Origin of the sequence: Ferrimonas pelagia (assembly GCF_039543565.1) — a bacterium.
In the GTDB taxonomy this organism is placed as follows: domain Bacteria; phylum Pseudomonadota; class Gammaproteobacteria; order Enterobacterales; family Shewanellaceae; genus Ferrimonas; species Ferrimonas pelagia.
Map to the genome: position 1 here is coordinate 91,566 of NZ_BAABJZ010000100.1, position 13,497 is coordinate 105,062.

10 protein-coding genes are annotated in these 13,497 nt (G+C 57.8%); 2 read left to right on the forward strand and 8 right to left on the reverse strand.

What is annotated here, in order from left to right; all coding sequences use genetic code 11:
• Window positions 1-146 precede the first annotated feature (146 nt).
• Entirely contained in the window at window positions 147-1,442 is a 1,296-nt protein-coding gene (locus ABEA08_RS18180; RefSeq protein WP_345336809.1) for a serine hydrolase domain-containing protein, read from the reverse strand.
• 106 nt (window positions 1,443-1,548) lie between these two features.
• Here ABEA08_RS18180 and ABEA08_RS18185 point away from each other — a divergent pair, with 106 nt between their 5' ends.
• On the forward strand, window positions 1,549-2,439 hold the full coding sequence (locus tag ABEA08_RS18185) for a LysR family transcriptional regulator (RefSeq protein WP_345336810.1): 891 nt from the start codon (window positions 1,549-1,551) through the stop codon (window positions 2,437-2,439).
• 248 nt (window positions 2,440-2,687) lie between these two features.
• Here ABEA08_RS18185 and ABEA08_RS18190 read toward each other — a convergent pair whose 3' ends face one another.
• From ABEA08_RS18190 to ABEA08_RS18220, 7 genes are all read right to left on the reverse strand, one after another.
• Entirely contained in the window at window positions 2,688-3,677 is a 990-nt protein-coding gene (locus tag ABEA08_RS18190) for a hypothetical protein (RefSeq protein WP_345336812.1), read from the reverse strand.
• Window positions 3,678-3,948: 271 nt separating this feature from the next.
• Window positions 3,949-4,608, reverse strand: a complete 660-nt coding sequence (locus ABEA08_RS18195; protein WP_345336813.1) for an HAD family hydrolase — start codon at window positions 4,606-4,608, stop codon at window positions 3,949-3,951.
• Window positions 4,609-4,974: 366 nt separating this feature from the next.
• Window positions 4,975-5,391 (reverse strand): hypothetical protein, encoded by a 417-nt coding sequence (locus ABEA08_RS18200; protein ID WP_345336814.1) that lies wholly within the window; start codon window positions 5,389-5,391, stop codon window positions 4,975-4,977.
• Window positions 5,392-5,403: 12 nt separating this feature from the next.
• Entirely contained in the window at window positions 5,404-6,762 is a 1,359-nt protein-coding gene (locus ABEA08_RS18205; protein WP_345336815.1) for a S41 family peptidase, read from the reverse strand.
• 674 nt (window positions 6,763-7,436) lie between these two features.
• Window positions 7,437-7,718, reverse strand: a complete 282-nt coding sequence (locus ABEA08_RS18210) for a hypothetical protein (protein WP_345336816.1) — start codon at window positions 7,716-7,718, stop codon at window positions 7,437-7,439.
• Window positions 7,719-7,823: 105 nt separating this feature from the next.
• Window positions 7,824-8,369 carry a DUF6942 family protein gene (locus tag ABEA08_RS18215; RefSeq protein WP_345336817.1) on the reverse strand — a complete coding sequence of 182 codons (546 nt, stop codon included), beginning with the start codon at window positions 8,367-8,369 and terminating at the stop codon, window positions 7,824-7,826.
• Window positions 8,359-9,345 carry a hypothetical protein gene (locus tag ABEA08_RS18220; protein WP_345336819.1) on the reverse strand — a complete coding sequence of 329 codons (987 nt, stop codon included), beginning with the start codon at window positions 9,343-9,345 and terminating at the stop codon, window positions 8,359-8,361. Before ABEA08_RS18220 ends, ABEA08_RS18215 begins: the two co-directional genes overlap by 11 nt.
• 258 nt (window positions 9,346-9,603) lie before the next feature.
• Between ABEA08_RS18220 and metH the strand changes: the two genes are divergently transcribed.
• Complete coding sequence (metH, locus tag ABEA08_RS18225; protein ID WP_345336820.1) at window positions 9,604-13,299, forward strand: methionine synthase; 3,696 nt, start codon at window positions 9,604-9,606, stop codon at window positions 13,297-13,299.
• The last annotated feature ends 198 nt before the right edge of the window (window positions 13,300-13,497 follow it).

Genomic DNA, 13,497 nt, shown 5'->3' on the forward strand with positions numbered 1-13,497 from the left:
TATTGAAGCGCATTGCGGCGGCTCAGGCACAGCAAAAACGGCCGCCAAGACCGGAATACACAGTTGCTTCATGATAAGTGTCTTGTTGTTAGGTCAAAGAACAGCCGGAGGTTATTCACTTCCGGCGTGGGCAGATCGCTGTCGACTTACTTCAGGCTATCGGCGATGGCTTCATAGGAGGCCATGCGGGGACGGTTGGTGACCCGTGCGGCGTTGGACGCGCTGGCGGCCGAGGAGAAGGTGGCGATCACCAGGTTCTTGTCCTGGTTGATGTAGAGGTTCTGGCCGAACACACCACGGAAGGTGCCGATGCCTTTTTCGCTGTCGTGCACCCAAAGGTAGTTCTTGTAACCTTCCAGCCACTCATCAAACACCGGGCTGTTTTCATCACTGCGGTAGATGCTGCGAGCGGTGTGCAGTTTTTCCTCATCGGTCAGAGCAAAGGTGTCTTTCACCCAAGCCTCGGAGAAAACCTGCTCGCCGTTGTACTTGCCGTTGTTGGCCATCGCCATGCCGACACGGGCAAAGTCACGCAAGGTGGTGTTCATGCCACCGGTCGCGATAGCAACATAGGTCATGTCCGCCATCATAAAGGCGTCGTGTTCCACACCCAGCTTGTTCCAAATGTTGTCCGCGATGAAGGTCTGTAGTGGCTGGCCGGAGACGCGGCTGATAAGCCAACCGATCACGTCCACATTGGGGGAGTGATACTCGTACTGGTACGACGGTTGCAGATCCGGGTTCTGGGTGAACTTGCCGGCAAACTCCAGCAAGCCGCGGGGGGTATCGTCCTTGGTGGGATCGATGGCGTTGAGATCCCAGGCCGGGATAAAGCCCAGACGACGGAAGTACTCGGTGCTGACCTCACCCGGCGTCATATTGACGTAGTCTTCGGAGTAGTTCAGCGCGGTGACCATATTCAGCACCTCGCGCACGGTACGCTGACCAAAATGGGTATCTTTCAGCTCGTCGATGTAGGTCTCCACCTTGGCGTTCAAATCCACCTTGCCCTTCTCCACCAGGATCCCCAAGGCCTGACCGACCAAGGACTTAGTGCTGGAGGCCCACAGGTGGTGATCTTTTTCGGTGAAGTCACCGAAGTACTCTTCGTGCAGGATCTTACCGTTGTGGATCACGATGTAGCCGTCAGTATCGTCGCCGATCATGGCATCACGAACGCTGTAGCTTTGGCCCTGGTAGTCAAACTTCAGCTCGGCGATCTTCGGATCCAGCGCTTCTGGGATGGCCACAATGTCACCACCACGGGGCACCATCACGCTCGGATGCATACCGACGTTGCGAAAAGTCCAGTAATTGTAGGGTTGTAAGGTCCAGTTGGCTTTGGTGGCCTGCGCCTCAGCGGCCGCCGGAATAGTGTCCATGGCCGCCAGTGCGGATCCTGAGCTAAAACCAAGCAGTACGGCAATCAAAGTACGTTTCATGGGGATCTCTCATCGATTAAAAAAGGTTCAAGCTGAGACTATCGCCACCCCGACTTTCATTCACATGCATTATGATGGGGTATCACGTTCATTAGTCGTTGCCCTTATGATCACCCTGGACCAAATCACCTGTTTCCAAGCGGTATACCAATGCGGTAGCTACAGCAGTGCCGGTCGCCAGTTAAACAAAGACAGAACCACGGTCAGAGAACATATTCTGGCGCTGGAGGATCTGCTCAACGCGCCGGTGTTTGTTGTCGAGGGCAAAAAAGCCGTCGCCACCGAGTTGGCGCACTATCTGTACCCGCGCGCCAACCTGATGTACAAACAGGCGCATGAATTCATGCGCGCCGCCATTTCGGCGCAGCAGCACCAGCTAACGGAGCTGACCCTCTGCTACGACACACAGGCCCCGCAAGCGCTGCTGCTCGCCTTCGATCAAGCCATCGCCCATGAGGCGCCCTACCTCAATGTGCACTATCTGCATCGCAACCGGGATGAGAGCACAGCGGCGCTGGAGCAGCACCAGGCGCAGATGGCCCTGGTGATCACCAAAGGCGGCAGCTACACCTCGGAACACGTGGGCATGCTCAACCTAGGCGGGGTCGACTTTCGCGCCTACGCTCACCCAAACTCGGCCCTGTGCCAGCAAGAATTTCTGTCGCTGAACACCTTAAGCAGTGAATTGCAGTGGGTGGTGGAGAACTCGATGCAAACGGCACTGCAGTTGCTGAACATCTCGAGTAAGCAACAGGTGATCAGCAATATCGATCTTTTGGTGGGGATGCTTGCGCATCGCGGCTGGGCCTTGCTCAACAGCCAGGACGCCGCTGTCTACGTGGAGCAGGGGCGACTTCAGGAGCTGCAGTTGGAGCAGATGGCCCGCTCCTACCATGCCAATGTGGCGCTGTTTTATGATCTCAGTTTGTCGGACAACCCGCAGATCCAGCAGTTATTGAAGATCGCGGCTCAGTTAGGGCGTCGACTGCTGAAGTAGCCCTTGGGGCTTTACCGGGGGCCCCCTCCTCCGAGAAAGAGTCGGCAAGGAGGCAAGCAATGCGGTGTGGCTGCTCATATGGCGGCAGTACTGGCCCGCTGGCGATGTATACCCGCAGATGAGCCTGGGCATCACCCTGCCCGCGCGGGGCGTCGCTTGGTTCCGTCAAGCGCTTTAGCCAACCACCGCGCTCCCCGGTTGCCCATGTATTAGCTAAATGCCCGGAGGCGATCCTCCGGGCCTCCGAGCTAAAACAAGCGGTACTGCGCCTGCCATTGGCGACGCTCGCCCGCCGGCACCACCAGGCTAATGAAATTCTCCGGTGACAGCGCCGTGCCATTGGTCCACACCACCAACTGCTTCATCGGCAGATCCATGCTCAGATGAATGCCACGCTCCTCGCCGGTTTCCTTGCTGATATGACGCACGGTGATCTGATGATCGGACACCGACTCGCTGCCTTCAAAGATCTGGTAGATCGCAGTATCGCCGTCGATCGCCCCACTGAGCGTCACCCGACCGCCATCCGGGCCGTTGCTTAGGTGAACCCGGGGATCCAGTTCCTGAGGCTGGCCCCAGCGCTCGGCAGACAGTTGGATGGGGTACGGGATCTCCACCCGGTATTGGTCATCGACACTGTGATCGCCAAACACATAGAAGTTGTGATTGTAGGACTCCGGACTCAGATCGATAGCCTGCTGGCCCCGGTTGTTCAGCTCGTACTCCAGGCGGAAACCGTCTTCGAGCAAACGCACCGTCTTGCGATAGGTCCAGGCCCAACCATCAGGCCCATTCAGCACCTGCTCGAAGCTGATCGCATCCTCGCTTTGCAGGTGATGCCATTGGCCAAAGTCGGCGATCTCATAGGTGTGATCCCAGCGAAATTCCGTCTCACCCGCCGGCTTGTTCAGCACACCGACGCCCAAACGGACAAAAGAATCGCTCTCGCCATAGCCCATCACATTGAAGGTATCGGCTGGGCCATTCACAAACTCATGGCTGTTGGGATCGTCCTCGGCATTGCGCCAGGGGCCGAAGTACTCCAGGCCTTGATAGCGGACAGAGTGGATCAAACCGGCGTGGTCAAAACGTGTTGCCCGGTAGGCGCCCCGCTCCCGATCCGGCAGGTGAACGCCTAAGGTGACGCTGTCATTGCTCAAGATCACCCCGGGATAATCGTCCGCCAACGCAGGCAGCGTGAGCAGCGCCGAAGCGGCCATAATAGTGCCAAGTTTCATGTCTTAATCTCTAATTTTTATAGGGAAACGGATGCTATTTTGGCAAGAGTAACAAAGACCCATATGCAAAGGGGGGATCCATCGCGCAAGACGACTCGCAAACCCACAGTCGCGTGCGCCCGAGCAGCGTTAGGACAGGCAAGTCATAGCTGAGAATATCAGGCAGTAACGACGCCCGCTCACCATTGACTCCAATCAACCGTTTATCCACGTTAAAAAAACGCCCGGCCAGCGCTACGCTGATCGGGCATTGAAGGTGGGCCTGTACAGACTAAGCGGACAAGGCCTCCAGCTGGCTTTTGACCTGATGCATGGAGGGCAGGATCGAATGCCCCAGCGCCCGGGTGTCGGCGCACGGCGCAACCAAGTCCGGGATCTGATAGGTGATCATCCCCGCCGCCACCGCCGCCTTGGTGCCATTATTGGAATCTTCAAACGCCAGACAGCGACTGGGCTCGACCCCTAAACGCTGGGCCGCCAGCAGGTAGATCTCCGGGTGCGGCTTGCCCTGTCGCACCTCGCAGCCCGTGGTGACGTGATCGAAATAGCCATCCAACCCCGCCAGCGCCAGCTTACGCAGCGCCAGCTCACGGCCGGTCGAGGTCGCCACGGCGGTCGGAATGCCGTTTTGCTTTAGCCATGACAACAACTCGATCACCCCTGCCTTAACCGGAATGGCCTGATGCGCAACGACCGCATGATAGCGCTGGCGCCACTCTTCATGTAGGGCAGGATAATCCAACTCGGGCCCATAACCGGCACGAAGGGTCTGCTCTATCCCCTGCGCGTTTCGACCGATGATGGACAAATACACCGACTCCAAAAAAGGCACCCCTTGTGCCGCACAGGCTTGTTTAAAAATGCCCATGCACACCCGCTCGGTATCCAGCAGCAGGCCATCCATATCAAAGATCGCAGCAGAAAAGCTCATAACACTCCAGCACAACAAAGCCCGGTCGACAGGCCGTACCGGACTTTCTCTTTCATCGAGTCGCCAGTGTCACACGATTTGAAGGGTGTTGCAGAGTGTCGACTCACACGGTGCCATAAAATCGATTGTGGGATCGTCATGATGCACCAGACGCAGCACTCACTCATGTTGCATAAGCGAAGCAGCCATGACCATCCCCTTCCACAAAAGGCAAAGTGCCTTCATCGAGGTAGGACAGATCTAGATCGCCATATAGGGCGCTGAGCCGATGATTGCCCTCGTCATGACAGCGGCCAAAACAGGAGCAAAAACAGGAGCCAGCACCGTGACCGACTCCGGCTTCTAAACCGCTTTATGTGCAACAACTCACCGTGCCTGGCAGCGAACCGACGGCAGTGCGATCCGTTGCCCGGTCGCCAGATGGACAATCACGCACTCCCCCGCCAGCCGCTGCAGCTCAACCGTCACCGGCTTCTCCAGGCTGCGTCCCATCAGCGGACGCCCCTGAGGATCGGTATGGGCCTTACGCTCAAGCGTCAGGACACTGGTCTCGGTAAAGGCGTCTTCCGCCAGCATCACCTGGTTCATCTCCATAAGCCTAGCGATCGCTTCAGAAAGCTCGGCGTAGGCCGTCGCATCCGGGGTCAACAAGAGCGCCGGCTGCCCTTGAGCACTGACACTCCGGCCGTTTCCCGGTGACGCGGGATCAGCGGGCACGTTACCAATGCCACACCCGGCCAAACACACCCAGAGAGTCGCGGTACATAACCAGCGCTTTAGCATGTCATTTCCCCTTTATGGTCGGGTGAGGATCCGGTTGCCACGAGCCTGGCTTTGCGGACGTGTGTCCTCCAGCATAAAGCCCTCGTCAACAAAGGGCACAGCCGCAGCCGCTGGCGATGCCACCTTGCCCGATACCGCCAACGGGCAGGTTCCGGTTTGACGATAGGCCAGTGCCGCGCTGAACATTCCCTCATTCACATCACCCAGTGCGTGGCCCAGATCATCGCCGGCACGGCAGCCTTGAACATCGGTAGGCAGCATCGGGTTAGGACTGGGGGCAAAGCCGTCAGAGTAGGCACCAAAGCCTTTGTGGTTCATCCCTTCAAACTGGATGGTGAAGTAGGTGGTGTCACAGTTGGGGGTCGGATTGTAGCCATAGGGCTTGCCACACGTCGTGCCGCCGATCAGGATCACTTCCACATCGATACCGCGTAACCCGTTGATCAACGCCTCGCTGGCAGAACAGGTGCCCGCCGTGGTCAGGATAAAGACCCGTTCCAGTGACAGGGTTGGCAGATCCAGCCCTTTGACCAGCATCTCAGGTGCGAACCCGATAGTGGTCGGCCAGAATGGCGTTGGCGACAGCATCTTACCGGTCAGTGGGTTGGTAGTGGGGTACTTGTCGTTAAAACTCATTCGCTCGTAGGTTTTGTCCTCGGTCGCTTCCGGCCCGGCGATCATGTACGCCAACTGACTCGACAGCCAGACCAGCCCGCCGCCGTTGTAACGCAGATCGATCACCAGATCGTCCACCTGTGCGTCGCTCAACTCGGTGAAGGCATCAAACAGACCCCGCTCAGCCGGAGAGTTGAACGAGTTAAACTGCAGGTAACCGACCCGACCGCTGTCAGTGTCCAGCACCTGGGTGTTTTGGACCGGCGTAGCCACCACTGTCGTTGCCGTCAAGGTGACGGTTCGGTCTGCCACTGCGCCCAGATCCCGCACGACGAACTCGGTCTGCTTGCCCGCCTTAGAGGGGAACAGCCCGGCATTGAGGATATCAATGCTGCCCTGATCGTTGGCATTGGCGATATTAACGCCGTCAATGCTGATAAGACGCGCGCCTCGTGCAATATCAGCATCGGCGGCCGGCGAGTCCGGCTCGCTGAAAGTGATGGTGACTGTGCGGGTTATGCCCTGCCCCTGCGCGATGGTGATGTTCATACCATAACCATAGGAAGCGCCGGACTGGCTCAGCTGGTCCCATTCTTCAGTTGACATGGAGAAATGGAACTGGTCTTTCGGGGCGCCGCTTGGTGTCAAAGCGGTCGTTTTCAACAATTCAAAATACTCGATAACCTCGTAAGGCCCCGGATCGCGGTCGAAGATCTCGCTGTACCAAAGGTAGGTATCATCACTGTAGGAGCGCATCCATAGCTTTTCCGTTAAGGCCGAGCCCGAACCGTCGCTCGCGCATTGATCTGCCAGTTCGGCGTGATCGGTAAACTCACCTTTCACCCAACTCGGTCCGCTCGAGTCTGAGCCACCGCACGCCGTCAGGCCCACACTGGCGAAAAGCAACAGAGGAAAGATTGTCTTTGTCGGAGTGGAGAGCATAAATATTCCCTTATTTACCTGCGCCGCCTCATGCGCCGCTACAGCTACAGCTACAGCTACAGCTACAAAACTCATTCGTTACAGCATGTTAAAGGGGATTTATAAAATCAACCACGCAGGCTTATCCAGATCAAACACCGCGGCAATAAAAGCCCACAGCGCCCTCATCGCGCTACTTCACGCCCGATTACCTCCCCCTGTCTCGGCCATCAAGCGGGCCAATACTTCTTTCTTCGGGTTTCATTAGACCACCACATAACGACAGCAACGCACCCTCGGAGGAAGAGGGCAGCGAACGAAGGTGCCACGTGGATGGTCGGTGAATAAGGAGACAAAGGGATCGAGCAATGCACCCACCGTCAGGCTCCGTGCAGAGAAGTCGTCGTTCACTGCACCTTCAATGTCCGGCTAGGAGGTTACGCTCTCTCCCTAGGCAGGGGCGGTGGCATGCCGTGTTGGTTGAACACAAGCCCCCCTTAGGAGGTCGTTCAACGCGTCGCGACGCCTGCCACCTCGATAACAGAACTCGCATTGGTTCGCTCGATGATCTTCACCAGCGTCGATTGAATCACCTCGCTTTCTCTGGCGTCCGTTTCGCTCGCAAAGCGCTCCTCAAATGCGTCCCCCCCCTCACTGAGGACCAACTCAACCACCACTTCGGTGGCGCACTCAGGGGTTTTGCCAAAGTACGACAAAGTGAGCTGAGGGTAGCCTTTGAACCCCCTCTTAACCTGCTTAGCAATCCGTTTTTTCGCTTTATCGATATTCATATGATCCCACAAACAAGGCGCGCTCTCACAATGCAGAAAGCGTCGTACACAGAGAGTGCACGCTAGCAGGCTTAGTCATCCACATCAACGAGGCGAGCACCACGCTCAATCGAGATCCATCATCCATTGAGCCAGTCGCTCGATCTTGATGTTGGACAGCTGGCGGTAATCGAAATAGGGGCAAACCAGGATCCGATGGCGCGTATTCACAGCAAAATCCGGATCGAGCCAATCCAGCGCAATGCCCAGTCGTTCGGCGCAGTGCTTGCCATAGGTGCGGCCCATGACGATCTGCCATTGGGACGCTTCTACGTTGAGATCTGGCAAGGAGTAGAGCAAGGCGGTGTCGCTGCCGGGCTGCAACAAGTGTTGATCCCGATACTGCTGCCAGGTGGGCGCACTGGCTTGATGAGGAAATTGCTGCGGCTCCAGCTGATAGAGCAACTTGGCGTAGACAGAAAACACCTTGCGCCAACCGTTACCACAGGCCCGGTTTATCGCATCGATGTCACCGGGCAGCAGTGGCATGACGCCATCAGGCAGATCAAATGGCGGCAGCGCTGGCTGGTTGCCGATGTGCACCCGCAATCGAGCCTGGGGATCGCCCAGCCCCAGCGGCACATCACAGTGCAGCGCAGGATCAATAGACACGGTACTCATTGTGCCAGCTTAGCGACTCCCCCGCCGCCAATTGAATGCGCACGAAATTCTCCGGCGAAATGGCTTTGTCGTTGGCCCAGAGTACCAACTTGGACAAAGGCAATGAGCCTTGCACCGAGATCCCCCGGTTCAAACCCGTGTGGTGGACGGTAAACTGATGATCGGCCACCCCAGCATGGCCCGCCAGTGGCACAAACAGACGCTGTTCGTTGCTGATGGCTTGGAGCAGTTGCACCTGTTTGCCCTCCAGCGCCAAGCGCGGCTCGGCCTTTTCCACTTGCGGCTCAAACGCCAGTTGCAGTTGATATTGTGCATCCACCCAAGCCGTCCCCAACTCAGTGGAGGCCAAGGCAAAGAAATTGTGGTTAAACATCTCGGTATCCATGCCGCGCAGGCCGGTGTTTTCCAACTGCCGCTCTAACACAAACCCCTGTTCGGTCAGGCGGACCGTCTTACGATAGCGATAGCCAAAACCGCCGCTGTAGCTGCCTTCCTTGCTGGCAAACCTGGGCTGCTGCACCGACTGCTCCATGGTGATCCAATCCTCGCCCTGACGCACCTGCCAGTCGCCGGCATCGAGGATCTCATGGGTATCCCGGAATCGATAGGGCCCCTCTGGGTGGGCGATCACGCCGATCCCGATCTTCACATAACTTGCTCCCTCCTCCAGCCCCAAGGGAGAAAACGATTCCACCGGACCGTTCACCGCGCCGTGGGCGTAGGGATCATGCGGCCCGTCTTGCCAGGGACCAAAATATTCGACGCCCTGATACCGCAGGGAGTGGATCAAGCCGGCATGATCAAATCGGGTCGCCCGGTAGGCGCCGCGCTCGGGATCCGGTAGATGCACCTGCAATCGAAGCTGCTCATTCTGCAACCTCACTTGGGGGTAGGGGCTGGCATCAACGGCCAGCGTCGGGGCCGCTGCCACGCTCAGCAGCAGAGTGGAAAAGAGAAGGCGTTCCATAGTGTTTTCTTTATTTTTCCATCAGTCGCGGCGCCGCATCATTGCGCGCTCAAGTTTGGCAGACTAGCAAGAAGCCTCACCACATCGAAACTGTGGCTCCCCGTACCCGTTATCCATCTATGCCATTTTTGCGGTTGGCAGCACAGTTTGGCTTAGGTAGTATGGCCGTCTATACGGATAAAAGGCCATTTGATACTCCGCCGCAATCACCGGCGTCAGAAGCATCAAAGTAAGCACAAGAAGAAAGGAAGTGGCAGTATGTCGACCCCCTCGATCCCCCAAGCACACCCCGTCAAGCAAGCCGTGATCGACGCGCTGGCACAGCGCATTCTGATCCTCGACGGCGCCATGGGCACCATGATCCAGGCCTATAAGCTGGAAGAGGAAGACTACCGGGGCGAGCGCTTTGCCGATTGGCCGTCGCCACTCAAGGGCAACAACGATCTGCTCTCCTTGACCCAGCCCGAGATCATCAAGACCATCCACACCCAGTATCTTGAAGCGGGTGCCGACATCGTCGAAACCAACACCTTCAACAGCACCACGGTGGCGATGGCCGACTACGACATGCAATCTCTGTCCAAAGAGATCAACTTCGAGTCCGCCAAACTGGCCCGTGCCGCCTGTGATGAGGTGGCCGCCAAAACTGGCATTCCCCGTTATGTCGCCGGTGTTCTTGGGCCCACCAACCGCACCTGCTCCATCTCACCGGATGTGAACGATCCCGGCTTCCGTAATATCTATTTTGATGAGCTCAAGGATGCCTATGTCGAGTCGGTCGAGGCTCTGCTCGATGGCGGCTCAGACATCATCCTGGTGGAGACGGTGTTTGATACGCTCAACGCCAAGGCGGCGCTGTTTGCCATCATGCAGGTGTTTGATCAGCGCGGGCAACAGTGGCCGGTGATGATCTCCGGCACCATCACCGATGCCTCCGGCCGCACCCTGACCGGCCAGACCACTGAGGCCTTCTACAACTCGCTGCGCCATATCCAGCCGGTGTCCATCGGCCTCAACTGTGCCCTGGGGCCTAAAGAGCTGGTGCCCTACATGGCCGAGCTTAACCGGATCTGTGAGTGCGGCGTCTCCGCCCACCCCAACGCCGGCCTGCCCAACGAATTTGGTGGCTACGATGAGACCCCCGAAGAGATGGCCGAGATCATAGGCACGTGGGCCAAAGATGGCTGGCTCAACGTGGTCGGTGGCTGCTGCGGTACCACGCCCAAGCACATCACCGCGATCAAAGCCGCGGTGGAGATCCACCCGCCCCGCGCCACCCCGGACATTCCGGTGGCGACCCGCTTATCCGGCCTGGAGCCGTGCAACTTTGACGCCGACAGCCTATTTTTGAATGTCGGTGAGCGCACCAACGTCACCGGCTCCGCCCGATTCCTGCGCCTCATTAAAGAGGGGGACTTCGATACCGCCTTGGAAGTGGCCCGCCAACAGGTGGAGAACGGCGCCCAGATCATCGACATCAACATGGATGAGGGGATGCTGGATGCCAAGGCCTCCATGGTGAAGTTCCTCAACCTGTGTGCGTCGGAGCCGGAGATCTCCAAGGTGCCGATCATGATCGACTCCTCCAAGTGGGAGGCGATCGAAGCGGGCCTGAAATGCATCCAGGGCAAGGGCGTGGTCAACTCCATCTCGATGAAGGAAGGGGAAGAGATCTTCATCGAGCAGGGCAAACTCATTCGCCGTTACGGTGCCGCCGCCGTGGTGATGGCCTTCGACGAAGTGGGCCAAGCCGACACCTACGCCCGTAAGGTGGAGATCTGTACCCGTGCCTACCAGGTGCTGACCGAGAAGTGTGGCTTCCCGCCGGAAGACATCATCTTCGATCCCAATATCTTCGCCATCGCCACCGGCATTGAAGAACACGACAACTACGCGGTGGACTTTATCGAAGCCTGTCGCACCATCCGCGATACCCTGCCCCACGCCCGCCTCTCCGGCGGCGTCTCCAACGTCTCGTTTTCCTTCCGCGGCAACAACCCGGTGCGTGAAGCCATTCACACCGTATTCCTCTATCACGCCATTAAAAACGGCCTGACCATGGGGATCGTCAACGCTGGCCAGATGGCGATCTACGACGATATTCCCAAGGACTTGCTGGAACGGGTCGAGGATGTGGTACTCAATCGCCGATCCGATGGCACCGAACGTTTGCTGGAAATTGCCGAAGATCACCGCGGTGGTGGCAAGGTTCAGGCGGATCCCAAAGACGCCCAGTGGCGCAGCCTGCCGGTCAACGAGCGTCTGGCCCACGCCCTGGTCAAGGGCATTACCGACTTTATCGAGGAAGACACCGAGGAAGCCCGCCAGGCCGCCGATCGCCCCCTCAATGTGATTGAAGGGCCACTGATGGACGGCATGAACATCGTCGGCGATCTCTTTGGTGCCGGTAAGATGTTCCTGCCCCAGGTGGTGAAATCCGCCCGGGTGATGAAGAAGGCAGTGGCCTATCTCAACCCCTACATCGAAGCGGAAAAGGTGGTCGGCAGCTCCAACGGCAAGGTGCTGATGGCCACGGTCAAAGGCGACGTGCACGACATCGGCAAGAACATCGTCGGCGTAGTGCTGCAGTGCAACGGCTATGAGGTGATCGATTTAGGCGTCATGGTCACGGTGGAACAGATCATCGAAGTCGCCAAGGCCGAGAAGGTGGATGTGATCGGCATGTCCGGCCTCATTACCCCATCACTGGATGAGATGATCCACAACGTCAAAGCGTTCAAGAAAGCGGGGCTAGAGATCCCTTGCATCATCGGTGGTGCGACAACGTCTAAGATCCACACCGCGGTGAAGATCTTCGAGCACTACGAGCACGGCGCCCTGTATGTGGCCGATGCCTCCCGTACCGTGCCCGTCGTCGCCAAGCTGCTCAGTGATGAGCGTGATGCCTTTATCCAGCAACACTACGACGAGTACGCCGCCCTCAAAGAGAAGCGGGAAAAGCAGGGACGTCGCAAGACCCTTATTCCGTTGGAAAAAGCCCGCGCCAACCGCAACGAGATCGACTGGGCCAATTACACCCCGGCAGTCCCCAACCAATTGGGTGTGCAGGTGTTTGATGATTACCCGCTGACCGATCTGCTGGAGCGCATCGACTGGACCCCGTTTTTCCGCAGCTGGGGCCTAATGGGCAAATACCCGCAGATCTTTAAAAACACCACGGTCGGCGAAGAAGCCCAAGAGCTGTATGACAACGCCCAACGGATGCTTAAATCCATCATTGAGGAGAAGTGGCTCACCGCCCGAGCGGTGATCGGCTTATTTCCCGCCAATACTCTGGACAACCATGACGACATCGCCATTTACCAGGATGAGTCTCGTAGCGAAGAGTTGACTCAACTGCACATGCTGCGCCAGCAGGTGGAGCGGATAGACAACGACAACTTCGCCCTGTCCGACTTTGTCGCCCCCAAATCGTCCGGCAAGGCCGACTACATGGGCGCCTTCGCCGTCACCGCCGGCATTGGCATCGACGAGCACGTCGAGCGTTTCGAGGCCGATGGCGATGATTACAGCGCCATCATGCTCAAGGCCCTGGCCGACCGCTTAGCGGAGGCCTTTGCCGAGCGGATGCACGAGCGGGTGCGCAAGGAGTTCTGGGGCTACGCGGCCGATGAGCAATTGGATAATGAGGCGATGATCCGAGAGAAATACAAGGGCATTCGTCCAGCGCCGGGCTACCCCGCCTGTCCGGATCACACCGAGAAGGGCCTGTTGTGGGATCTGCTCAAACCGACCGAGAACATCGGTTTGAACATCACCGAAAACTTCGCCATGTACCCCACGGCGGCGGTCTCCGGCTGGTATTTCGCCCACCCCGAGTCCCGCTACTTTGGTGTCACCGACATCGAGCAGGATCAGGTGGAAGATTACGCAGCGCGCACCAGCATGAGCGTGGAAGAAACCCAGAAGTGGCTGGCGCCGCTGCTGGGGTAAGCTTCCCCGGCCCCTTGTAACCAACACAACAAAGCCCGCCTCCTCGGCGGGCTTCTTGCGCCTAGCCACATTCGTAACCGTTCACCCGCGCGCTGTTGACAGCGAGATCAGCGATCGATTGATGATCGACAAATTTTGCTCAATTTAGGCTTGAACGATCTCGCAATACCGTCAATCTGATGGCATGAAAACAAACAA

Coding starts and splice junctions, on each gene's coding strand:
- ABEA08_RS18180 (WP_345336809.1), bottom strand. CDS start 1,442: ATGAAACGTACTTTGATTGCCGTACTGCTTGGTTTTAGCTCAGGATCC.
- ABEA08_RS18185 (WP_345336810.1), top strand. CDS start 1,549: ATGATCACCCTGGACCAAATCACCTGTTTCCAAGCGGTATACCAATGC.
- ABEA08_RS18190 (WP_345336812.1), bottom strand. CDS start 3,677: ATGAAACTTGGCACTATTATGGCCGCTTCGGCGCTGCTCACGCTGCCT.
- ABEA08_RS18195 (WP_345336813.1), bottom strand. CDS start 4,608: ATGAGCTTTTCTGCTGCGATCTTTGATATGGATGGCCTGCTGCTGGAT.
- ABEA08_RS18200 (WP_345336814.1), bottom strand. CDS start 5,391: ATGCTAAAGCGCTGGTTATGTACCGCGACTCTCTGGGTGTGTTTGGCC.
- ABEA08_RS18205 (WP_345336815.1), bottom strand. CDS start 6,762: ATGCGCTCCTACAGTGATGATACCTACCTTTGGTACAGCGAGATCTTC.
- ABEA08_RS18210 (WP_345336816.1), bottom strand. CDS start 7,718: ATGAATATCGATAAAGCGAAAAAACGGATTGCTAAGCAGGTTAAGAGG.
- ABEA08_RS18220 (WP_345336819.1), bottom strand. CDS start 9,345: ATGGAACGCCTTCTCTTTTCCACTCTGCTGCTGAGCGTGGCAGCGGCC.
- metH (WP_345336820.1), top strand. CDS start 9,604: ATGTCGACCCCCTCGATCCCCCAAGCACACCCCGTCAAGCAAGCCGTG.